The organism is Archangium violaceum (assembly GCF_016887565.1).
Taxonomy (GTDB): Bacteria; Myxococcota; Myxococcia; order Myxococcales; family Myxococcaceae; genus Archangium; species Archangium violaceum_B.
Genome location: NZ_CP069396.1, coordinates 2667411 through 2691121 on the forward strand (window position 1 = coordinate 2667411; position 23711 = coordinate 2691121).

Annotated in this window: 12 protein-coding genes and 1 pseudogene; 4 read left to right on the forward strand and 9 right to left on the reverse strand. The window is 68.5% G+C overall.

Annotated elements, in window-relative coordinates; genetic code table 11:
- Positions 1–5: 5 nt before the first annotated feature.
- From JRI60_RS11085 to JRI60_RS11100, 5 genes are all read right to left on the reverse strand, one after another.
- Positions 6–3113, reverse strand: coding sequence for an MGH1-like glycoside hydrolase domain-containing protein (locus JRI60_RS11085; RefSeq protein WP_204225814.1), 3108 nt, complete (start codon positions 3111–3113; stop codon positions 6–8).
- Between the two features lie 148 nt (positions 3114–3261).
- Positions 3262–4083, reverse strand: a complete 822-nt coding sequence (locus tag JRI60_RS11090) for an MOSC domain-containing protein (RefSeq protein WP_204225815.1) — start codon at positions 4081–4083, stop codon at positions 3262–3264.
- Positions 4076–4207: a hypothetical protein gene (locus JRI60_RS54460; RefSeq protein WP_275439189.1), complete on the reverse strand. Its 132-nt coding sequence runs from the start codon at positions 4205–4207 to the stop codon at positions 4076–4078. The genes JRI60_RS11090 and JRI60_RS54460 overlap by 8 nt, the downstream gene beginning before the upstream one ends.
- A gap of 1276 nt (positions 4208–5483) precedes the next feature.
- Entirely contained in the window at positions 5484–10184 is a 4701-nt protein-coding gene (locus tag JRI60_RS11095; RefSeq protein ID WP_204225816.1) for a serine protease, read from the reverse strand.
- Positions 10174–11643 carry a metallophosphoesterase gene (locus JRI60_RS11100; RefSeq protein ID WP_204225817.1) on the reverse strand — a complete coding sequence of 490 codons (1470 nt, stop codon included), beginning with the start codon at positions 11641–11643 and terminating at the stop codon, positions 10174–10176. Before JRI60_RS11100 ends, JRI60_RS11095 begins: the two co-directional genes overlap by 11 nt.
- Before the next feature lie 819 nt (positions 11644–12462).
- Between JRI60_RS11100 and JRI60_RS53225 the strand changes: the two are divergent.
- A pseudogene (locus JRI60_RS53225) lies at positions 12463–13016 on the forward strand (DUF5953 family protein); the annotation flags it as partial.
- 171 nt (positions 13017–13187) lie between these two features.
- Positions 13188–15605 (forward strand): helicase-related protein, encoded by a 2418-nt coding sequence (locus JRI60_RS11105; RefSeq protein ID WP_204225818.1) that lies wholly within the window; start codon positions 13188–13190, stop codon positions 15603–15605.
- Between the two features lie 31 nt (positions 15606–15636).
- Here JRI60_RS11105 and asnB read toward each other — a convergent pair whose 3' ends face one another.
- Both asnB and JRI60_RS11115 read right to left on the reverse strand, forming a co-directional pair.
- On the reverse strand, positions 15637–17568 hold the full coding sequence (gene asnB / locus JRI60_RS11110; RefSeq protein ID WP_204225819.1) for an asparagine synthase (glutamine-hydrolyzing): 1932 nt from the start codon (positions 17566–17568) through the stop codon (positions 15637–15639).
- A 15-nt stretch (positions 17569–17583) separates the two neighbouring features.
- On the reverse strand, positions 17584–18507 hold the full coding sequence (locus JRI60_RS11115) for a zinc-dependent alcohol dehydrogenase (RefSeq protein ID WP_204225820.1): 924 nt from the start codon (positions 18505–18507) through the stop codon (positions 17584–17586).
- Positions 18508–18620: 113 nt separating this feature from the next.
- On the opposite strand from JRI60_RS11115, the gene JRI60_RS11120 reads away from it, so the two are divergent.
- Together JRI60_RS11120 and JRI60_RS11125 are read left to right on the forward strand one after the other, a co-directional pair.
- Entirely contained in the window at positions 18621–19964 is a 1344-nt protein-coding gene (locus tag JRI60_RS11120) for a Caspase domain-containing protein (protein WP_239470459.1), read from the forward strand.
- Positions 19965–19966: 2 nt separating this feature from the next.
- Positions 19967–20671, forward strand: coding sequence for a Type 1 glutamine amidotransferase-like domain-containing protein (locus JRI60_RS11125; RefSeq protein WP_204225821.1), 705 nt, complete (start codon positions 19967–19969; stop codon positions 20669–20671).
- A gap of 7 nt (positions 20672–20678) precedes the next feature.
- On the opposite strand, the gene JRI60_RS11130 is transcribed toward JRI60_RS11125, so the two are convergent.
- Together JRI60_RS11130 and JRI60_RS11135 are read right to left on the reverse strand one after the other, a co-directional pair.
- The gene (locus tag JRI60_RS11130) at positions 20679–22067 is read right to left on the reverse strand and encodes a DUF1552 domain-containing protein (RefSeq protein WP_204225822.1); all 1389 of its coding nucleotides are present in this window, start codon (positions 22065–22067) and stop codon (positions 20679–20681) included.
- A 9-nt stretch (positions 22068–22076) separates the two neighbouring features.
- Complete coding sequence (locus tag JRI60_RS11135; protein WP_239470460.1) at positions 22077–23708, reverse strand: DUF1592 domain-containing protein; 1632 nt, start codon at positions 23706–23708, stop codon at positions 22077–22079.
- Positions 23709–23711 lie beyond the last annotated feature (3 nt).

Below are 23711 nucleotides of genomic sequence, written 5' to 3' on the forward strand. Positions count from 1 at the left end.
AGAGGCTACCCGCCGTATACGTGCACGATGTCGAAGCTTCCGGTGAGTGCACCCCACGTCCGCAGGCCCATTCGGCCAGAGACGTACTGCGAGTCACGACCGGTGCCCAGCGTCTGCCACGTGCCGCCCGGCTGGTAGACGCCCATCGTCAGCGCGTCGCCCTGCACCGAGAACCGGATGTTCATGTACTTCCCAGCACCGGAGGGCCAGTTGTAGAGGCCATTGGCCAGCGTGGTCCACGTCCCCCCGTTGTTCTTCGACACCGTCCACTCGTAGCCGACGTTGGTGCGCTTGAGCTCCGCCTGGTAGTAGTGCGTCGCATCCTGCGCCCTGGCGACCAGGGCGATGCCGGAGTTGAGCGGCGCGCTGTTGGCGAGCACCGAGGCGTCCAGGGTGTACGTCCGCCAGCCGGGATTACCTGCCAGGGCCAGGTTCTCGCCGCCGGTGCCGGTCGCGCAGTACTCGTAGGAGACCGGGTGGCAGACCGACCAGGTGCCGATCTGCGGCGTCCACTGGTTGGCGTTGTTGCCCTCGAAGTCGTCGTTGAACAGCCGGGGTTGCTCGGCCGGCTTCATCCGCCAGAGGTGATCGCTGGTCCCGTTGTCGCTGTACTGCACCACGTTGGCGCTGTCTGACTTGGAAGCTCCATCGACTCCGAGGACGAGCCCGCTGTTGCGGTTCAGGATCTTGAACTGTCCGCCGCCGGCGTCGATGAACCGCCAGAGCTGATCGCGCGTCCCATTGTCCTGGTACTGCTGGATCTGCGCGCTCAAGGCCGTCGACGCGCCCTGGACGGCGAGGACGAGACCACTGTTCAGGTTGACGACCTTGTACCAGCCGCCGCCCGCGTCGACCCACTCCCACAAGTGGTCCCACGTCCCGTTGTCATGGTACTGCTGCACATTCGCGCTGTTGGCCTGCGAGGCCCCGGCAACGGCCAGCAGCTTGTCGCTGTTGACGTTCTGGATGACGAAGATCGGTGCCGACCAGACCTCGAGCTCGCTGAGTCCCCAGCCCGTCCCGCCTCCGGCGTTGGGGGCGACCACCCGCAGCTGGCTCGTGGTCAGGGGTGGGAAGGTGATCTGGTTGACCGTCGCCGCCGTCGGCGTCGCTGGGGAGCGGAGCTGGTTGGGCACGCTCGCCCATGCACTCCCGGTCCAGTATTGCAGGTCGTAGCTCGTGGGCGTCCGCACCCCGCCGCCGTCGTCGTAGAAGTACAGCCTCACGTCGGATGTCGTGATGTTGCGCTGGAAGTTCACGCCGAAGGAATCGCTCGCGTTGGCCGTCGCGTACGTCGTCCAGCGGCTGTTCTGCGGAATGCCGTTGCGGTAGACGATGCCGTCGATCGCCTTCCAGACGCTGTCACTGCCGCCGCCGAATGTGTACGACGCGAACGGCTGAGCCTTGTACGCGATGCGCTGGCCGTTGGCGGCGATGTTGATCTTGCCGCCGTTGTTCGACTGGACGATCGGCGCGCCCACGTTGACCGTGATGGCGCCGAGGCCGGGCTGGCTGGCGACTCGCACCCCATCGACGTAGATGTGCAATCCCACGCCCTGTCCGTACCGCGAGCCGAGCCGGTCCCACAGGACGGTGACGTTGTGCCCGTGGTACGGGGTGTTCTCCAGCGCGAAGTAGTCCCACGACGCCGGCGCGAGGGGCCTGATCGTCAACGTGTCGCCGGGCTGGCCGCGCAGACCGATCAGTCCCGAGATGACGTTGTCGTTGTAGGTCGAGTGGTTGTAGTCCTCGCTGTGATTGCCGCCGTCATATATCCACGAGTTGGCGTCGGCGTCGTGCGCCTCCGCGACATAGGGGACGCCGTTCTTGTACTGCGTCGCCGCGTAGCCGTGCAGCAGACTGACGTAGTTCGCCGCGGTGATCGTCGACTGGGCGGGGTAGTCGTTGAGCAGGTTGGCCAGACCGGTCAGGGTCTGCGACGTCTCATAGGGCCAGGACGGACCGGTCCAGTGGCAGCAGCCCTTGTAGGCATCATAGTTGAACCACCTGCTGCGCCGCTCGACCGTGGTCGGCCCGTACGTGGCGGCGAAGCCCTGCGGGTCGAGCAGCTGGGCGAACGCGACGGAGTTCGAGGCCTGCGGCATGTTGAACATCCATGGGACGAAGCCGTGCTCCTCGCGGGTCCCGAGCAGGGCGTAGCCCGGGTTGTTGTCGCGGTGCATGTGGAAGAAGAAGCTGCGATTCGGGTCCCACAGGCGCGCCTGCATCGCGCTTTGCAGTGCGTTTGCCCGGTTGTTGTATTCCGTCGCGGTCGCGGTGTCGCCGACGAGGTTGGCGATGTTGGCGATCGCCCGCGCGTCCCCGTACTGGTAGGCGTTGATGGTCGGCCGGTAGCCGGCACCGCCGTGATAGGGGTCTGGCGATTCGTAAGACGCGGGGGTGAGCTCGGTCGCGTCCCACACGGGCACCTGCCAGTAGAGGCCGAGCGAGGAATTGAATTGGTTGTCCCAGCCGCGGTACTGCTTGATCAGGTTCGGCAGTTGGGCGACCACGAACGCCCGATCGCCGGTGGCGAGGTAATGCTGCCACACCGAGCTGGCCGCCCAGAAGCTGTACTCGTGCGCCCAGTCCGACGTGTTGGGGTTCACCTCCTCGGTCATCGGCTTGGGGAACTGCCCCGGCCCGGCCAGCCAGTAGTTGATGACGTCCTTCACGTACTGGTGGTCGCGCAGCCAGCGACCCTCGTTGATGTGGTGGCCGGCCGCCGCGACGATGCCGCCGTAGGGGGCTCCGTAGAAGACCGGCTGGAGGAACTCGTTCGAGAGATAGCCGTACTCCGCGCCGGTGTAGACCAGGTGCTCCTTGTAGGTCTGCCAGCGGTAATAGTAGACGCCCTGGATCTGGGCGTCCGGCACCTCGAGGAACGGGATGTTGGCCTCGAACCACGGTTTGTCGTTGATGCCGCCGAGCAGCGCGGTGTGGTTGAGGAAGGACGTGCCGCCGGTCGCGTTGCGCGCGTAGACGGTGGGCGCGTTGATCGCCCAGGCCGTGCCCGCGGGGACCGAGGAGGTCGCGGCGGCGAGGAGGGCGGCCGTCGCGACGCGGAGACCACGTCTGGAGATGACACGGCAAGATGACCGGGTTGAGGGCACCGGGCGCTCCTTGTTTTTTGGAGAAAGGGTGCGCGGATGCTGCTCCCGTCTGTCCAAGGAGTCAAAGCTTTTCCTGTTTTACACGTATGGGAGAGGATGGGAGGACGGTTCACCCCGAGGTTGTGCGTGATGCTGCGCAGGGCCAGCTTTACCGCGCCCTACCGCGCAAACCCACAGTCAGTACTCCTTCGAACAGAGCTCGACCATAAACCCCGAAGATGGGGTTTTTCTGTTGTCTCTCCCTGCTGAGAGCAGCCACCGCAACCAGCGGTTCACGGCCTGCCGTGGCATCTTTCGGACTGACATTGGGCATGATGCAGCGAATACAGTGGCCTGAGAACTGGATCTCTGGAGCCCCCTCACTCCACTGCAAGCTGGAAAAGCCCTCTTCAGCGAAAGGTGCAAGATCCGCATGATCCACCACCAGATTGGGACGGAAACGCTCATATTCCACCGGAGCATGCCCCCGATCTGCGAGCCGCTGGTTGAGTTGCCTGAGTGAAGCCATGGAAAGGACATGCAGGGGCATCAGGGCTTTGCGGGTCAGGCCATTCTGTCCGAGGCGAGCCAGACGCAGGGGCCGACCCAGCACAGCTGCCAGCCATTCGCTGGCTTCATCTCCAGCATCCTGACCGGAGAATGTTTCATTGACCTTGTCGTCATCATTCCAGATCTTCACCTGACAGGGACTCTCTGGCAGATGACGAGGGACCTTCAGATCTCTGAACCCCGGGGCCTGAAGCACCATGGTTTCACCTTCAAACCTGGGTTGAACCCGTGCCATCTGGTGGATTTCACCCATCCAGACCTGCTGGTTTTCACGGTTGATGATGACCCACTCCCGGTCTCCAGCCAGACCGGACTGAGGGGTGACCTGAGCAGCCGAGACCTGAATCCCCGCACAGGATTTGATGGGATAGATCCACAGGCTGACAAGTTGAAGGGCAGAGGAGAGGGCTGCTTCAGTCATGGGCATCCTTTTTACGTGGAGGGCTGTCCAGCTGTACCGCGGCGAAGCCCGTCGCGGCCAGCCCCGCCAGGAACAGCACGGGCCCCAGCAGCAGCCCGATGCGCGAGGCGAGCCGCGCGGGCATCACTGCTCCACCCTACGAGGGTGCTTGAGCGCACGAGAGACCTGAGCCTGGGCCATGACACTCCGCCGGGCCCGACTTTCCGGCGGAGGACGGCCGGGGCCAGCGGCCGGGCGGAAGCCCTCCACGCGTCCGCGAGCCCTCCCTGGCCGTCCCGGTGCATACACGTTACGGAACGAGCATAGAGGGAACGCGTCGCGAACGGGGACCTATGGCAGGGCGCCGTTGGTGATGACGATGTCGTCGATGTACCCCCGGAAGTCCCCCCGTGCTGGCGGGCCGGTCGTAGCTCATGAGGATGCGGTCGAGGGTCTTCCCGCTCAGCCACTGGCCCACGTTGCTGTGAATCTGCGTCCAGCGCATAGGCGGAATGGGGGCCGTGTTGAGGGGGCGGACTGGTGCAAAGGGGTCGAGGAGGGCCGCTGCCGGAGCGAGCAAGGGCGTGAGCCGCGCCGGTGCAGGGGGCAGTGCAAGGGGCTTGGGGCACACTGCTGCCATGGCCGCCCTGCCTTGAGGAGAGAAGCAGGGTGTGATGAGCAGTGGCTGCGCCAGCCTGTCGTTGCTACATTGCTATAGCAGGCTCGCGCTGGAGCGCTCTCAACACAACTCGGGATGGAGTAGGGGCGGCGCAAACGGCCGGAAGTCCTACGAAAACCGCCCTCGACCGCCCTCGACCGCCCTCGACCGCCCTCGACCGCCCTCGACCGCCCTCGACCGCCCTCGACCGCCCTCGACCGCCCTCGACCGCCCTCGACCGCCCTCGACCGCCCTCGACCGCCCTCGACCGCCCTCGACCGCCCTCGACCGCCCTCGACCGCCCTCGACCGCCCTCGACCGCCCTCGACCGCCCTCGACCGCCCTCGACCGCCCTCGACCGCCCTCGACCGCCCTCGACCGCCCTCGACCGCCCTCGACCGCCCTCGACCGCCCTCGACCGCCCTCGACCGCCCTCGACCGCCCTCGACCGCCCTCGACCGCCCTCGACCGCCCTCGACCGCCCTCGACCGCCCTCGACCGCCCTCGACCGCTCTCGAGAGTTCTCGCCGGATGCCTCTGGCGGCAGGTTCGATTCCCGCCGCTTCCAATAGAGGTTGCCCGCCAAAGGATGGAAGGCCTGTTGAGGGAGTGGGCTGGTGCAGAGGGGCCGAGAAGGGCCGGCGAGGTCACCTGGGCAAAGGTATCACACCGTCGGACACCCGGGCAGAGGTGCGGCTTGCCCCCTCCAGCGCGCACCGCTTCAACACCTGGATAATGACCGCCCTGCGGATGCCGTTGCTCCTCAGTCCTGCCGCTCCCCGGTAGCCCGGGCCCTGCGGCAAGCGGACCAGGCGTGGGCTGCCGCCTCTTCGGACTCGTGTAGGTATTCGACCCGGAAGTGCGGAGGGATGCATCCGCCGGACGCCTTCGCAATCCGATCCTTCAGGAAGGCGAGGTGCGCGTCCGCCAACGGCAGGATGCACGTCTCTCCCGGCGTTCCTCCGACAATCCAAGGACCCGGATGAACCTTGACGTAGTCGATCTGGTGAAGCCGAGGGAGCTTCAACTGGAGCCCGGCGGACCGACGATTCGCGTCCAGTCCCCAGTGCCCCGTCAGACGTTCCCCGCTGTTCATCGGGGCCAGCTCACGCACCGTCACTACATCGAAGTGCCCGGGCGCGCCTGCCCGTGTCTGGACCGAGAGCAGCGTGCCGTCGAGCACTCGTGGCAACACGGCTCGCGCTTTCAGGTCGAACACCTGCGTGTCATCACCGCCCACCAGGAGGAAACCGTCGTCCGACGTGAACTCGAGTGCAAGGGGCTCATTGATCCGCGAGATGTTGTCGATGACGTGCGGCCGGTCCTCATTCCATCGCCACACCTCCACGCGGTACCAGTGCGTATGCTCCTGGGATACTTGGTACCCTACAGCAAGGATGCTCCCATCGCTGCTGAGCGCCAGGGTTTCGGGCGAAACCTCTTGTCCATCCACGGGCTCAGGCGCTGGGAGGTTGCGCATCGCACCGCTTGGGGCCGTCCAGTTCAGGGTGAGCTCGGCGTTTTGCACGGCGCGGGAGGAGTCGCTCCTCGAGAAGGAAACCGCCACCCCGTGCAGGCTCGCGGTTGCATCGGGTAACGACCACGCGAACACCTCACGCGGAAGCTTCCCCCGTGCTCCCGCCACAACGACTACCCAGCCCCCTCCATGCGAGAAGCGCACCTGGATGCAGTCCTGCCCCTCCAGCGCGAGTTCCCGCGCCGGAGCCCCTGGCTCCATCAGGTTCCAGAGCAGGGCGCGCGTCCGCGAGCAACCCGCGAGAAACCTGCCGTCGCTGGAGAAGGCTGGAAGGTGTCTCCAGTCATCTCGATGGCTGTAGTAGCTGGGACCCTCCAGGCGCATCTGGACGTCCCGGAGGTGCTTCCCGGTTGTGCTCGACGCGCCCCATTGCCAGACCTGCAATCCGTCACCCCGTTCGACCAGCCCCATCACCCCCCCCTCCACGTCCATCTCAAGCAGGCGAGGGAGCACATTGGGACCCGAGAGCAGCTCGGCGCCGTCCGGGCGTCGTGCGTTCCATCGCTCGATACGCCCTCCCTTTTCCGCGATGACAACGGTGTCTCCGGCAGCCGCAGCGGAGGCGAGTTCGAGCGATGGGGCAGACCGGAGGTTCCACACGTAGGCATAGGGCTCGCGTCCTGCGAGCGTGTCCTGATGCCCGCAGTACATCCAGACCGCCTCGTCCGCCGGATCGATGGTCAGCGGAGTATTGAAAAAGCCCCCCAGCCCTGGACACGCCTGGAGGACTCCCAACATGGGGAGCGAGGCGTCGGACAGAGGCCCGTCGCCGCGATGCTCCGGGAGAACGGACAGGTCGAACACGGCCACTGACTCAGCGGTGTGCAGGAGCACATGCCTCGAGTGCTCCGTCATAACGGGCATAACGGACTGGGCATCCTCTCTGCGCTGGAACAGCTGTGCATTGCGCGAGGGGTTTGCCGAGTCAAATGCAACGAGTAGTGTCTCCGGGTTGAGACCTCCGTCGGGCTCGCGCACCTGACACCGGGCAACGATCCGCTCGCCACGCATCGCGAACCCCAACACGATGGGGTCGGCTTTGTGCCCGCCGCACAGCGCTCGGGCCCCGCCCGGTTCGGAAACCCTCCACAGGAAGGCCTGATCAGCCGCCGCGAATGCGACTTGGTTCCCCGTTGTGGAGAGGTGAAGGTCCCGGAATGATTCCTCGCCGGCGGCAGCCGTGGCCACGAGGGCAGGGCGCAGGTCGGGCGCACCCAGTGTCCAGTGAACAAGCCGCCCATCCTGCTCGACCGTCAGCAGGCGGCCGCCCTCGGCGCTGATCCTGGCGTCCTTCACGTGCGGACTCAGTCCCATCAACTGCTGGCCAGAGCGGACGTTGAAGACCCGAAGCCGCCTGGCCGTGGAGCCTCCGGGTTCCTCCAGTGTCAGGAGCCACTGGCCGTCACCCGACTGCACCATCCCCTGGCCAAACTCACCCGGGTCGGACAGCTCCGCCACCTTCGTTTTCGTGCCATCTGGCCACGCGCGGATGAGCTCGGCAGCGGTCGTACCCGGGTCGGTCTGACAGAAGACAAACGCGTGCGCGTCGTCCGGTGCCGCCGCGAATGCCAACGCATACCCTCGCGGCGGGGAGCACGCGGCCTGGACCCACACCGGTGCGGCCCTCGGCGGCCGCGATTTGGAAAACAAGTCGAGGGAGAACGGGCGCTCTCCCAGCATTGAGGAGAGGGTCGGGCGGTACCAGAACGGGAAGTCCCGCTTCGTGACGATATCGCGAGCCAGACTCTCGTGGAGCAGGTCCCATGCGAGCGGACGAAAATCCGGAGTCGTCGCCGGGTCCGTCACCTCCGCCAGGAAAAGGGCGCTGATGGTGGGTTCCGCGTAGCGGGTCTGGAGGGCCGCCGACACGAGGCTGGCATCGTGGTTGAGGCGCTGCTGCGCTTGGACTCTCAGCTGCGCCTCGAACTGGGCCTGCTGCGTCCGCCACGCCCACCCGATGAGAAGGAGGACCAGGGTCACGGCAGCGCCACCGAGCACCCGCGTCCAGAACCGGGTGCACCGGCTCGACGCAACGAGGGCCTGCTCCTCCGCGGACCACCCGCGCATTCCGGGCCGTCCCGAGAGGACACGACCGAGGTCCGCGGTATCGATTCCGGTGCGCGTCGCCACCCAGTCTGGGAGGCGGTTCTCGAGCACGCGGCGGGCCCGCTGGCCGGGTGCCTGCGAGCGCGCGAAGCGGGAGCGAACGTGGAGCGCCAGGGTGTCGTGGGCCAATCTGCGCCCACCCGCGCCCGCCCGGTTCAGGAGATACAGGCCCTCAAGGCGCTCCAACAGCGGCTCGAGTTCCGGCACATGCCCATAGCGTGCGCGGCACTCCTCGGACGACCGGGTGGCTGCGCTCCCCGCATCCGTTGTGTGCCACTCGAGGAGGTCCAGCGCGAGACCACTCTCCTCGTGCCTTCCCAGCCGCACGTCCTGCCGCAACTCCAGGAGCTGGCGGTCCAGGAAGTCGCGCAGGTGGATGCCCTCGCTCCGGATCTGCTCGTACAACTGGCGGCTGAAGACCCGGGTGCCATCGGCGGCTGGCCGCGCCTTGGCATGCTCCCACATCCGGGTGAGGAGGATTTGAGCGACCGGAGCAACTGGAGAGAGGGGGTCCGCCAGAAGGTCATCCGCCACTCTGGCGGGGAGGTCCGGCTCCGCCATCCGCAAGCGGTACGGGTCCCCCAGACGCTCGGACGGCAGACCCGAGCACACGACTTCGATGAGCGCGCTGCGGTCGAGCCGTCCAACGGCGAAGTCCTCCCACCGCAGGCCTTGCCAGGCGTCCAGCCGGTCCGCGACGTCCTTGAACCACTCCTTCCGGATGGAGAGGACCAGCCGGCCCCTGACGCTCTCCGGTCCGCGCGACAAGAGCGGTCCGACGAGGGAGAGGAAGTCGCCGAACTCGTCGCCGACCTGCGGACGGGTCCATACCTCCTCGACCTGGTCCAGGACGACCACGAGCGGACCGCCGTCGGCCTCCGCTGCGGTCCACGCGCCGGGCAGCGGACCCTCGAGCAGCTGCTCAAGCGTGGTCGAGAGGTCCCCCGTGCGCCGCGCGTAGCGCCATGGGCTTTGCAGGCGCGGCAGGAGACCCGCGTGGAGCAGTGACGACTTCCCCACCCCGGACTCGCCATGCACCACCAGGACGGGCGGCGCGGAGGGCTCTCGGAGGCGCTCCAGGATGAAGCCAATCTCGCGACAGCGGCCGGCGAAGATGACGGCATCCTCCGCCGAGAAGGGCGCCAAGTACCGGAAGGGTTCCTTCGGGGGCTCGCCAGCGACTCCCGGCAGCCCGGCACATGGGTCCGGCCACCGGAGCAAGTCGCGGCAGGCGTCGGCGATGACCCTGGTGGGACAGGCATACAGAGTCCCGGCGACGTTCCGTCCATCAGAGAGCAGGCTTGAGCGCAGCACCCCATGGATCGCACCGTCGATCAAACACGGTGCCCCGGACAGACCGCGCACTGGCATTCCGGTGCTGGCGCCAGCCTCGACGGAGAAGAGCTGCAGCGCGCTCACCCCGTAGAACCTCGCGAGGTGATTGCGCACCTCGCCTGAGACAACCATGCCGTCGAGTGGTTGTGCCTCGGGAAAGCCGAACGTTTCGAACCGCACGCCGGAGGCCTTCACCTCCGCGAGCGGCAAGGGACTGGCGCCGGGCGGACGCGAGCAGCGCAGCACGGCCCAGTCGTGCTCGACGTCGAACCGCTCGAGCTGCCCTTCCACGGTCGCCCCGTTGGGGAACTCCAGCGCAATGACCGGCAACCGCAGGTGCGGCGCGCCCTGCCCGCGCTCGGCGACCACGTGCAGTGCCGTCAGCACCAAGTCGCCTTTGCCCTTCGTGTCGGCGACCAGCGTCCCCGTCCCCGTGGACTCGCCCGCGCGAATCCTGGCGATGGCTGCCCGGATGTCAGCCCGCATTCGGTGCGCTCGGCCATGTTTCGAGAGTGGCTGCGGCCACGCGTGCCCGACCCCACCGCGACTCGAGCTGGAGCTTCACGTAGGTGTACTCCCGGAAAATCCACTTCCCCAGCCGACCGAATTGGAGGTCTTCGACGAACTCCCGCAGGGCGCTCAGCGCCCGCTGCTCGTCCGAGTGGAAGATGGCCTCGGGCAGGCGAATGCGGTCAGCCCAGGTGCCAGAGTTCAGGTACTCGCCTCCGTCGAGGCGGATGTGCTTCGGCAGGTGCGTGTGGCCGAACACCACGTAGCGGAACCCGGAGCCCAGCAGGCGGGTCACGGCCGTCATGTATGGGGCCTCGGTCTCGACATCGCGCGAGAAGCTCTGGTCCGATGCCAGGGTGCGCAGGGCACGGAGCAGGACCGGGAGGCGCTGCTCGAGCGTCGGGCCGCTCCGCGCGAAGAGGCTGGCGAGGCTCGAGAACCAGGCCAAGCGGTCGCCAGCGCCGATGTCCCCCGCGAACAAGCTTTGTGAGAACTCCCGCGTCCCGCGCTCGCCCAGGACACTCTCCCCATGGGGAGACCCGGCCGGCGACGCCCATCCACTCGCGCCCATCCCCATGTCCAGCGCCGGGCCAGTGCCCCTCGCCGGCGCGGACATGTCGCCCGCGAATTTCACCTGGCCGGTCGAGTCGATGCCACGCGAGATGCTGGGTGCCAAGCTCTCGATGATGCCGCGCAGTTTCCCCTTCGACGAGGGGTCCAGCGCGAGCAGCGTCGGGATGACCGCTCCCGTCTCAGGCTTCAGCAGGTCGACGAAGGCGAACTGCTCCTTCATCGGGTTCATCACGTCGGCGACCATCCGGCTACCGGGAGGGGCAGAGAACGCCGCGCGGCTCAGGTCCTCATCGCGGCGGGACATCGCTGAGCGCAGACGTCGCAACCCATCGTGGTCGACCTGGTTGAAGCGGTCGTATCGGTTCCCGTGCTCGATGACCGCGTCCCCCCGAACCAGTGCCTCGTTGTCATAGACGAAGTCGAACGGTCCGAGCTTCGAGAGGAGTGCCTGCCGAACCCGTGGGTAGGACAGCTCGATGTCGTGATTGCCGAGCAGCACTGTCAGAGAGTGACCCGCTGCGACGAATTCCGCGAGCGCTTTGAAAACGTCCGCATCGGGCTCTCGTGACGTCATCCTCTCGAGCAAATCCAGAGCCGTCTGCTCGTCCTGATTCCAGGCACGCCAGTGCGGCACCTGCTCGTGACGCTCCGCCAGGAAGTCGATGAAGTCTCCGTTGATGACCAACTCCACGGGGCCTGAGCGCGCCGCGACATGCCGGATGAAGCTCGCGAGGCGACCCGGCTCCGTCATCAGCCGGAAGCCCCGTTCACCCTCCACCGGCTGGCCGCCGACATGCAGGTCGGAGATGACGAAGACTTCAGAATCAGGGGCGGGTAGACCTATCTTCATCAGGAACTCCACGAGGGAAACCCGGATTTGGTTCAGCTCCGCCGAGCATAGGAGAAACAGAGACCTCTTTGACATCCAGCAGCCTGGGAATAGGCGCCGGCAAATCACGTCTCCACGTCCAGGACGACCGTGGGCTCCTCCTCACCACTGGAGCGCGTGGGGCCCCGAGCCTCCTGCTCCACCTTGCGCACCAGCGCCTCCTGGCTCAGCCGGCCAGGGCTTACTGTCCATGCGGATAGGGCGCGTGCGCTCCCGTCAGCCCGCATAGCTGTTTGCGCAGCCGCTGCCCTCTCGGGGTGCGCATAGGCGGAATGGGGGCCGTGTTGAGGGGGCGGACTGGTGCAAAGGGGTCGAGGAGGGCCGCTGCCGGAGCGAGCAAGGGCGTGAGCCGCGCCGGTGCAGGGGGCAGTGCAAGGGGCTTGGGGCACACTGCTGCCATGGCCGCCCTGCCTTGAGGAGAGAAGCAGGGCGTGATGAGCAGTGGCTGCGCCAGACTCAGCACCACGCCTGCTGGGGTGGTCCCCGTGCCGGGGCCAGCTTCGGAGCCTGCGCGGGCAGTCCCAAGTGCTCCAATATCGCGCGAACCCCAGCGGGGAGCGTCAAGTACGCCAGCACCTTTCGCCTGCCTCCACACCGGGCGCAGGCGAAGACGTCCAATGCAAAAGTGCGGCGTAGCAGCCCCGCCCAGTCTACTCGCGGCCTCCTCACCTTCTTCGGCTCCTCCACCGTCGCTGCCAGCGCCTGGCTCTCCTCCTGCGGCCTCGGCCCCGGCTCCGCCCCGGCTTGGGGGACCAGAAATGGCCGCAGTTTGGCGCCTGGAGCGAAGACGCTATGGAACCTCGTGAGGTTTGTCCGAGGCGGAGGCACCAGGGACGCCACACGCCGTATGGGGGATTTCCAATTCTCTGCAACCGCGACGAGAGCTACCCGGTGACGGTTTTCGGATGGGAAGCCTCGGCAATCTCCGGGCCTGGGGGCCAGCCGATGTTCGAAGTCCACGCGGAACTGCCATTGGACGCGGACGGCATCGCGGCGGCGGCGGAGCTTCTGGCGAAAGTGGCGGTGGATATCTCGCGTCAAACGAGGGACCCTGTGCGCAAGCCGGGTGTTCCGCCACGGGGTCTGCCAACGCCCAAGTTTCCAGAGCACATCCGCTCGCCCGAGATTCCGCATCGCCTGGGGTGGCTGAACTACTGTCGGCCTCCTTCGCACGGAGCATCGGGTTCCCAGACCCGGCGCGCGACGCCGACCTGCTCTCTCGCTTACGTCGTACCGCGACGGGCGGGTGGGTTGTTCAGCTCACGGACGCGCCGCTCGAGCTCGACAACTCCGCCCACCTGGACGCGCTCCCGCGGGCCTATGAGCGTTTTCCTGAGATCGGCGGGCTTGAACCCGCACCGCTCGCGGGACACCGCTGGCCGCCCCACTGCTCCGCACACCCCGCCCGAGCCGCGGTGGCCCTGACTCTGGAGCCCGCCGGGCGGGCCGCGAGGGCCGTTGCAGGTGCTCCCATCTGCCCCAAGGCGGAGGGCCCGGGTCGGGGTTAGACTTCGCCAATGAACTCCAGCCCATCCACCGGGCCGTCTGTCGTCGTAGCGGAGCTGGGGCCCACCAATACGGGGAAGACCCACCGGGCCATCGAGCGCATGCTCGAGCACGACACGGGCATGATCGGCTTGCCGCTGCGCCTGCTCGCTCGCGAGGTTTACGACCGGGTGACCGCTCGAGTGGGCGAGGGGCGGGTCGCCCTGATGACCGGCGAAGAGAAACGCCTGCCGCCACGGCCCGACTACTGGATTTGTACAGTCGAGGCGATGCCGACCGACCGAACGGTCGACTTCCTCGCCGTGGATGAGATCCAGCTCGCCGCCCACCGGGAGCGCGGGCACGTCTTCACCGACCGGCTGCTCCACGCGCGTGGGCGCCGGGAGACCTGGTTCCTCGGCGCGGACACGATGCGGCCGATGGTCCAGGCGCTCATCCCCCATGCGTCGATGAAGCGCGCCACCCGCCTGTCCCAGCTTCGCTACTCCGGGACCCGCTCCCTGAAGAGCCTTCCTCCGCGCTCGGCCGTGGTCGCGTTCTCCGCGGACCGCGTGTACGAGCTCGCCGAGGCGCTGCGCCGCCTCCGGGGCGGGGTGGCCGTGGTGCTGGGCGCGCTCTCCCCGAGGACGCGCAATGCCCAGGTGGCGATGTACCAGTCCGGGGAGGTCCAGTACCTCGTGGCCACCGATGCCATCGGCATGGGACTCAACCTCGACCTCAACCACGTGGCCTTCGCGGCGCTCTCCAAGTTCGACGGCGCCGAGCAGCGGGACCTCTTCCCGGACGAGCTGGCCCAGATCGCCGGCCGCGCGGGGCGCCACTTGAATGACGGGAGCTTCGGGACCCTGAACACGCTGTCCGAGCTGCCTCCACGGGTGGTTTCGGCCATCGAGTCACACCGGTTCCCAGCGGTCCGCAGCCTCATCTGGCGCAATTCGACGCTCGATTTCTCGAGCCCGGACTCCCTGCTCGATTCGCTGTCGCGAGCTCCGCGCCACGCTGCCTTCGTCCGGGTGGAGCGCGCGGACGACTTCGATGCGCTCCGGGAGCTCTCGCACGTTCCCGCCATTCGAGAGATCGCCACCGACCGGGCCACGGTCGAGATGCTGTGGCAGGTCTGCCAGATTCCGGATTTCCGCAAGGGACTCTTCGGTCAGCACGTCGCGCTGTTGCGTGAGACCTTCCTTCAGCTCTCCGAGGGTGACGGGAAGCTGGAGCAGGACTGGCTGGCCAGACAGGTGTCTCCGCTCGATGATGTCTCCGGAGACATCCACACGCTGATGGACCGGCTGGCCGCCATCCGCATCTGGACGTACATCAGTCATCGTTCGAGCTGGCTGCACGACGCCGAGCAGTGGCAGGAGCGCACCCGCCGCATCGAGGACGCGTTGGGCGATGCCCTTCATGAGCGGCTCGTGGAGCGCTTCGTGCAGCGGGCCGCGCGCAGGAGTGCACGCCGGTTCGTGAGAGCCGCCGCGAGCCCTCAGTCCGCGTCGGACAGCCCCTTCGCCAAGTTGGGGCTCCTGCTGGGGGAGGTGCCAGGCGCTGAGGGCGGCGCGATGACGGAGGAGCAGTTCGTCCAGCGGGTGGTCGACGCGACGCATGACGCCTTCCAGGTGGACGCGTCGGGAAGCATCTCGTTCGATGGTCAGCCGCTGGGCCGTCTGGTTCCCGGGAAGGACCGGCGCTCTCCGCAGATCGCGCTCGCGGAGCCGGAGGTCTGGACCGGAGGCGCGCGGCAGCGGCTCGAGCGCCGTCTGGTGGCGCTGGCGCGCGATCTCGTCACCGAGGCCATGGGCGGCTTTCCCGCCGAGGCCCTCACCGGAGCGGGTCGCTCCGCGCCGATGCGGGGCCTCGCCTACCGTCTGGCCGAGGGGCTGGGAGTGATTACCCAGGGTGAGGCGCGCGAGCAGTGGCGGCTCCTGGATGACGAGGAACGAGAGCACTTGAGGACGCTGGGCGTGTGCGAGGGGCAGCGCTACCTCTACGTCGCCGAGGCGCTCGCACCGCAGGTGCTCGAACGGCGCTGCATGCTGACGGCGCTGTTCCATCGGAGTCCGTCACCCAGGAGCGTTCCCCGAGAACCGGCTCTCGCGGTCGCGGAGCTTGGCGGCTGGAGTGCGCGAGCCTTCGGATATGAGGTGCTCGGTCCCGTGGCGTTGCGGATCGATGTCGTCGAGCGGCTCGCCGAGGCGCTGCGCCACCCGCAGGGGGCTCGGCAGGTGCACACGTTGCTGCAAGAGCTGGGTCTGGAGAGCGGTGTTCGCACGCGGGTGCTGCGAGAGCTCGGAGGACAGTCCGGGCGCCCTCCGTTGAAGAGGCGGCGGCGACGGAGGGGAGGCAAAGCGCCGACGGCTCCTGACAAGAGTGGAGCCGATAAGCAACCAGCTCATGCTGGCGTGGGCTCGCCCCGGTTTCGTGAACAGTAGGGTCGAGTGGAGGCTTCGATTCCCGCCGTCTTCAGGAGCACACCGCTGAGAGCCGGTAGCGCTCCTGTAGCAGGGCGGTCGTCAATGCCATCATCAGCACCGGCTCCTGCGCCACCCGCTCTCGTGGCGTGAGCGTGGGCAGCCGCTCCAGCAACGCCAGGACCTTCCCCGGGTCGAAGAAGGGCTGTGTCTTGAAGGCACTGCCGCGCAGCACGTCTTGCACCAGTCCCTGTGCCCTCGATGAGCCAAACAGTGTCAGGGGCGGCGCCATCAGCGGGTGTTTCTGCCTGCGGTAGACCGCTTCCGTCAGGTACGGCTTCATCGCCTCGCGCAGCACGTACTTCTCCACCGGTCCCCGGATCTTCAGCTCCATCGGCACCGCGCGCGCGAAGCCATGCAGCTCACCGTCCAGGAAGGGCAGTCGTCCCTCGACGCCGTGTGCCATCTCCATCCCGTCGCCCAGCGTCCGCAGGATGTAGTTGGCCAGCGCCAGCTTCGTCCACAGGTACAGCGACTGCTCCACGCGGTGCCGGCCCTCGAGCTGGCCCTCCACGTCCACTCCCGCCATCAGCACCGCGTACGCGTCCCGACCCTCGAAGCGCCGCAGGTACTCTTCCGTCAGGACCCCGTGCACCCGTCTGCCCAGCGTTCCCTTCGCCTCCAGGAAGCCCGGCACGAAGCCCAATGCCCTCCGTACCGCCTCCAGCGGCAGGGACTCGCCCTCGGGCAGTTGTACCCCCGCGGACGCCAGGTTCGTCTCCTCCAGCTTCCCCAGCCGCTCGGTCCTTCCCGCTCCCGCGGCCTCCGCCTGGAGCAGGTCTCGTCGCAGATGCGGGTAGCCCGCGAACACCTCGTCCGAGCCCTCTCCCGTCAGCACCACCTTGAAGCCCGCCTCGCGCACCGCCCGGCTCAGCAGGTGCTTGGCCACCAGGTGCCCGTTGATGGCCAGCCCCTCTCCTTGCGCCACCGCCTCGGGCAGGCCCTCCACCAGCGCTTCCTGCCCCACCCGCACCGGGTGCAGCACCGCCCCCACTCGCGCCGCCGTCTCCTCGGCCAGCGCCAGCTCGTCATAGCCCTCCGCCTCGAAGGCGAGCGTGAAGCAGTGGATGGGCTCCGCGCTCTCTCTCGCCGCCAGTCCCACCACGGCGCTCGAGTCCAGCCCTCCGCTGAGCTGGAACGCCACCGGCACGTCTCCCCTCAGCCGCAGCCGGACCGCCTCCTCCAGCCGTGTCCGCACCCCCTCCACCCACTCGGCCTCCGTGCGCACCGGTCGTTCCCCCTCCAGGCGCGGCACATCCAGGTCCCAGTACCGTTGCACCCGGAGGTGTCCGTCCACCGCCAGCACCATGTGCCCTGGCGGCACCTGCCTCACGCCCGCGAACAACGTCCGGTCCGGCGGCACATACTGGAGGCTCGCCGCGTGGAAGAAGGCGGCCTCGTCCCACGCCGCGGGCAGCCCCGCCGCCAGCAGCGCCTTCGCCTCCGAGGCCAGCCACAGCCCTCCGTCCACCTGCGCGTAGCACAGCGGCTTGACGCCGAAGCGGTCCCTCCCCGCCAGCAGCATCCGGTTGCGCCCGTCCCACAGCACGAAGGCGAACTCGCCGCGCAGGTGGCGCAGGCAGCCGGCTCCGTGCTCCTCGTACAGGTGCACCAGCACCTCGCTGTCCGAGCGCGTCCGGAAGCGGTGCCCTCGTGCCTCCAGCTCCGCCCGCAGCCGCTCGTGCCCGTACAGCTCGCCGTTGACGATGGCCCTCACGGACCCGTCCTCGTTGGAGAGCGGCTGGGCTCCGCCCTCCACGTCCACCAGCGCCAGCCGCCGGTGCCCCAGCGCCACCCGCCGGTCTCCGGACAGCCACAGCCCTTCTCCGTCCGGTCCGCGGTGGCGCAACGCTCCCACCGCCCGGTGCAGCGCCTCGGCCTGTACGGGCCGCTCCTCCGAGTACCACGCCACCAGCCCGCACACGTCCGTCGCTCCTTCTCAGCCCCTGCCCGGGGCGAAGAAAACCTTGCGCTCCTCGCTGCGTCCCGCCGCCTCGAAGAGCGCCGCGTGCGCCTCCAGCGGGTGCACCTCGCCCAGCAGGTCGTCCACCTTCAACCGGCCCCCGGCCAGCAGCGCGAGCGCCTCGGAGAAGGGGCCGTAGGACACCGCCTTCAGCGTCACGTCCTTGAGCACCGCCCGCGCCACGGGCAGCGCCACCGGCTCGTGCCGCCGGCTCTTGAGCACCAGCGTGCCGCCCGGACGCAGCGCCTCCAGCATGTCCGCCAGTGCCTGGTCGGAGAGCTCCGTCTCGATGATGAAGTCGTACGCATCCGCCGCCAGCCGCTCTCCACGGCGCGGCGCGTACAGCGGCACCTCGTTCAGCCCGTGCGCCGCCAGCACCCGCCGCGTGAGCTGGGCGATGCGGTTGTCCCCGTAGATGAGCCCCCGCTGACCGGGCCGCATCCCCGCCTCCAGCACTCCCAGCGCCGCGGCCACCGGCTCCACATAGGCCCCCAGCATGAAGGGCAACCCGGGAGGCAGCCGGTGCACCGCCGAGGCCGGCACCCGCACGTACTCGGCGAAGGCCCCATCGTGGTGTACCCCCAGCTGCGCTGGCCGCCCGCACCGCTCGCTCCTCCGACACCCGGGACACTCCCCGCACGCCAGCAGCGGGTGGACCGTGACTCGCTCGCCCGGTGTCAGGCCTCGCACCGCCCGGCCCACCTCGGCCACCGTGCCCGCCAGCTCGTGGCCCAGCACCAGCGGAGGTCGCACCGGTAGCCGGCCCTCGGCCACGTACACGTCCGTGCGGCACAGGCCCGCCACCGCCACCTGGATGATGACGTCATCCTCGCGCGACGCCACCGGCCGAGGTACCTCGCGCAGCCCCACCGTGCGTTCGTCCTTGACCAGAGCCCTCATGCGTCTCGCCCTGGTGCGGCCACTCGGAGTGACATCCAGCTCCTGACACCGCACCGCGCGGCTCATGCTAGCACACAGGGCCCTCGTGCTTCCCATGCACTAGACTTCCCGGGATGACGCGAGGATTCAGGGGCAAGGACGGCCTGGCCGTGCTGCTGTGCGCGGGGGCGCTGGGGTGTGTACGGGCTCCTGTCATCGAGGACGGTGGCGGCGACGAGGAGTGGACCTCCGCCTCGAGTGAGGAAGCGGCGCCCGAGGTTTCCGAGCCCCAGCCTCCCATCGAAGCCATTCCCGCCCCTCCGCGTGCCTCCAACTTCCTGGTGATGGGCGGAGGCAGCGAGCCCGCGCGAAATGAGATCGCCCTGGAGAAGAACGTCCTCTACTTCCAACGGACGCTCCAGGCGCTCGGGCTCGCTCCCGATTCCGCCTCCATCTACTTCGCCAATGGGAATGACGGGAAGGCCACGGTCCGCTATCTCGGCGAGGGCTCGCGCGAGTTGTTCAAGGCCCCCGAGGTCCCCCACCTCAAGGGACCGGCGACCCTGGAGCGCTTCCTGGAGTGGGTGGAGCAGAGCGCCCGGAGCACGCCCCAGCGGCCGGTCTTCATCTACTTCACGGGCCACGGTGGCCTGAACGGCCGGAACCTGAACAACAACCACCTGGCGCTCTGGGACTCGGACACGCTGACGGTGAGGGCCTTCGGTCTCTTCCTGGGCAGGCTTCCGAGCACCACACCGGTCGTCACGGTGATGTCGCAGTGCTACGCCGGCTCGTTCGCCAACTTCATCTACCAGGACGCCAATCCCCGGCGGCCCGTGGTGGCGCAGCCCCGCTGTGGCTTCTTCGCCACCGTGGAGTACCGCCCGTCCGTCGGGTGCACCCCGGAGGTGAACGAGGCGGACTACCGGGACTACAGTTCCAGCTTCTTCGCGGGGCTCGCGGGCGTCAGCCGGACGGGGATGGCGGTGGGCTCGGCCGACCGGGACGGAGACGGACGGGTGAGCTACGCCGAGGCCCATGCGTTCGCCAAGGTGGATGGCGAGACGACGGATCTGCCCGTCTCCACATCGGAGGCCTGGTTGCAGCGGCGCGTGAAGATCGGCGACCTGCGCCGCTTCCTCTCCGCCCCCATTGTCGAGGTATCGCGGACCGGACGCCCGGAGCAGCGCTACGTGGTGGAGTCGCTCGTGCGGAGGTTGCGCTTCGTCGCCGAGCGCTCCTGGGTCGACAACATCCAGACCACGACGCCGGAAACGGAAGAGTCCGACGCCTATGCCATGCGTCTGCGCATGGAGTTGCTCAACATCGGCATGGAGCAGAAGGTCCGTGCGTCGGGGGATTCGCCATCGCTCGCCGTTCTCGATCGCCTGCTCCAGTGCGAGGGGGGCTCCTGGGACACGCCTTCGGGTCCAGCCACGGTTCCGGTGGCCCCCTTGTCCGAATCGACCGCACGGTGAGCATGAGGTCTCCTCGCAAGCCCCTCTTCCTGCTCGCGGACAGCTCACTGCTGTTCTGGCGCAGTGGGGACAAGCCCTTCCTGGAGCGTCTCCGCCTGTTGACGGATGCGGACCTCGCGGTTGGCCCCATCCGAGCGGCCTACCTGGGCGCATCCAACGGGGACGAGCCCGCCTTCTTCGACATCTTCACCGCCGCCATGGAGCTGGCCGGCATCTCCCACTGCCGGATGATTCCCTCGCGGCCCACGGCCGAGGACCGTGATTGGCTCGCACGGGCGCACGTCATCCTGCTGGCGGGAGGAGATCCGCTCCTGGGGTGGAAGTCCTTCCAGGAGAATGGCCTGGAGGCCGTCCTGCGGGAGCGCTACCTCGACGGCGCGGTCCTCATGGGCATCTCCGCGGGCGCGATGCAGCTCGGAACGCGGGCGTGGAGCGAGTCCGGGCCCGGTCCCGAGGCGCTGTTCCCGGTCCTCGGGTTGGCCCCATTCCTCGTGGGGGTCCACGAGCAGCCGGACTGGACGGAGTTGAAGCGTGCGGTGCGGGGGGCCGGCCCGGGGGCTCGCGGAATCGGCATTCCAGCGGGGGGAGGAGCCCTCCTGCATCCGGACCAGACCCTGGAGCCCATGCGCCACCCCTTGGTCGAGCTCCGCTATGAGGAGGGCTCCTGGCGCGAGACCCCGCTCTTCCCACCGCGGGTACTTCGTTAGTACGCCGTCAGACGAGGCCCGGGAGCTCCCCGATGTAGTCCGGGTGCCCGAACGTCGTCCTCTTCGGGAGCCCGAAGGCGTTGGCGATGGAGACGAGCAGCTTGTTGTGGGCGACGGCGCCCTGGAGGATCCCCGAGCCCGTCCAGGTGCTGAGCGGATCCACTCCAGGGCGCAGCCGCAGGTAGCGGCCCATCCGGAACCTGCCGCCCGCGCCACCCGCCAGCACGATGGGGACGCCCACCCCTGTGTGCCCCGCGGGGTTGGCCAGCTCGTTCCCCCACAGGATGACGGTGTTGTCGAGCGCGGTACCGTTCCCCTCGGGCACGGCGGCGAGCTGGTCCATCAGGTACGCCACCTGCCGGGTGTACCAGAGCTGCACCTTCACCATCCGCAGCCGCGTGGCCTCGCGCTGGCTCGCATCTCCCGAGTCCAGCATGTGCGCGATGTTGTGGTGCACGTCCTCGTTGATGTCCAGCCACGGCATGGGCGGCCCCGCCATGAACAGGGTGACCACGCGGGTGAGGTCGCACGCGAACGCACGGGCGATGAGCTGCATGTGCAACTGGACGAGCGTCGGGTACAGGTCCAGTTCGGTGATTTCGTACTGGTTGTAGTCGTGTGCGGGATCCCACACGGGCTTGGAGCAGCCCGCCAGACCGGAGGACTCGAGGCGCTTCTCCATGTCCCGCAGGGCCTGCAGGTGCGAGTCGAGCTTCTGGCGCTCGTCGGTGCCCAGCCGTCCCCGCAGCCGTGAGGCGTCCTTGGTGAGGAAGTCCACCAGGCTCCTGCGGCGCGCGAGCGCACGCCGCGCGGCCTCGGGGTCTCCCGGGTCCGCCATGTCACCGAACAGCCGCGTGTAGACGTCGAACGGGTTGAGCTCGAACGGCATGCGGGCGGCATTGGAGGCGAAGCTGATGCTGTTGTACTTGCTCTGCGGGGAGAGGCCGCCCTCCCACGCATTGAGGTTCATCGAGCGGAAGCGGGTGGCGCCGCCGATGTGCGCGGCCTGGGCCAGCTCCTGGTCCAGCGAGATGCCCTCGGGGAACTCCTCGCCCCCCTTCATGAGCACCTTGCTCCCGGTGAGGAAGGTGACCGGCGCGCCCTCGTGGCCCATGGTGCCGTGCTCGTAGAGCACCCTGTAGTCCAGCCCGTCCAGGATGAGCAGCTTGGAGCGGTGCTTGTCGAGCGGCGCGAGGATGGAGTTCGGGTAGCTGATGTCGAAGTCCGTCTCGCCACCCCGTGGTGCCCAGTACTCGGGCACCGTCCCGTGCGGGGTGAACAGGGCGATGAAGCGCAAGGGCGGCGTCTGGGTCTGGGCCTTCGCCCCGAACGGCGCGGCCAGGGCCGTGCCAGCCAGCGCCTGGAGGATGGAGCGGCGGGAGAGGTTCGTGAGCATGGGGAATTCCTAGGGGGAGGGGACGCGGCGCCGGGTGAAGGCCGGCGTACGGACCAGGGACTCGAAGGCGGCGGCGAGGGTGCGCTCGCCCGCGCGCAACTGGCTCCGCATGGACTCCAGCGACTGGAGATCGCCGTCGAGCGAGTCGCGCCCCAGGCCATACCGGAACACCTGCAGCGCGAGGCAGTCCGCCACGCTGTCATCCCCGGCGAGCTGGCGTGCGAGCTGCGCTCCTCCGGTGAAGGAGAACGTGTTGCCCGCCAGGACGACCGAGCCGCTCGCGTCCACGGTCCGCCCGTTCTCCCGCGTCCGGTGTCCGCCGAGACCGTCGAAGTCCTCCAGGCCGAAGCCGATGGGATCGATCTGCCGGTGGCAGCCGCTGCACATGGGGTCTCGCGTATGCGCCGCGGTGCGCTCGCGGGTGGTGCTGTCGGGACGGGGCTCGGGCGGGACGGTCACCACGTCCGGTGGCGGAGGAGGGATGTAGATGCACAGCAGGCGGTCCAGCACGAACTTGCCGCGCCGGATGGGGGAGCCGGAGTCGAAGGTGGAGTACGTGGCCAGGAGGCTGGCCTGGGTGAGGATGCCCGCGCGCTGCGAGGGCAGCGGCACCCGCGAGAAGCTCGTGCCCGGGCGCTGCGTCAGGCCGTAGAACTCCGCCATCCGGTCGTCCGCGAGGGTGTAGTCTGCGGCGAGCAGCGCCCGCAGGCTGCCCTTCTCGTTGGCCAGGACGTGGTCGATGAACGCGTCCATCTCCCCTTGCATGGACTCGCGCAGCGAGGTGTCGAACTGGGGGAAGACGAGGTTGTTCTTGTTGAGCGAGCCCACCTTCGTCAGCCCCAGCCACTCCACCACGAAGCGGTGGAGGTGCTTGCGCGCGGCGGGCGTGCCGACCAGCCGGCGCACCTGACGCACGCGCTCCTCGCCGTCCGCGAGCGCGCCCGACCCGGCCGCCGAGAGCAGCGCGGCGTCCGGCGGGCCGGCCGTCACGAGGTAGGAGAGGGCGGAGGCCACCTCGTGGGGCGTCAGCTCCACCACCGCGCCGGGGCTGGCTCCGGTGGGACCGAGCTCGCCGCGGTACAGGAACGAGGCGGAGGAGAACATGCCCTGCAGCACCAGCTCCACGCCGTCGCGGAACGTGCCGCCGTCGCGGCCCGCCGTGTAGAGCGCGAGCAGATCGCTCCGCTCCTCGTCGGTGAGGGGCCGGCGGAAGGCGCGCGCGCCCACGGCCGCGATGAGGTCTCGCGCACAGTCCTGCTCCGCCTGCCCGGACTTGCAGGTGTGGAGCGTGGACAGGTCCTCCACGGCCTGCCTGGCGAGCGCGGCGGCCGCCGTGTCCACCTGGTCCAGGAGCAGCGCGGAGACCTGCAGCTTGTCGTGCGTGGAGAAGCCGAGCACGGTGTCCTCGGCGGCGAAGCTCTGCCCCACGGTGACGGGCCTGCCCAGCACCGCCGAGGCGGTGTTGTCGTACTCCGCACGCGTCAGCCGGCGGACGCGCGTCGGAGCGGGCTCCTCGTTCGCGGTGGGGGGCTGCCCCGCATCGGGCTTCTCTTCGACCTTGGGGGGCGGGCTCGTGCAGCCAGCGGCCAGGGCGCCCAGGAGCAGGGTGAGTGGAAGGTGAAGGGTGCCGGCTTTGCGCACGAG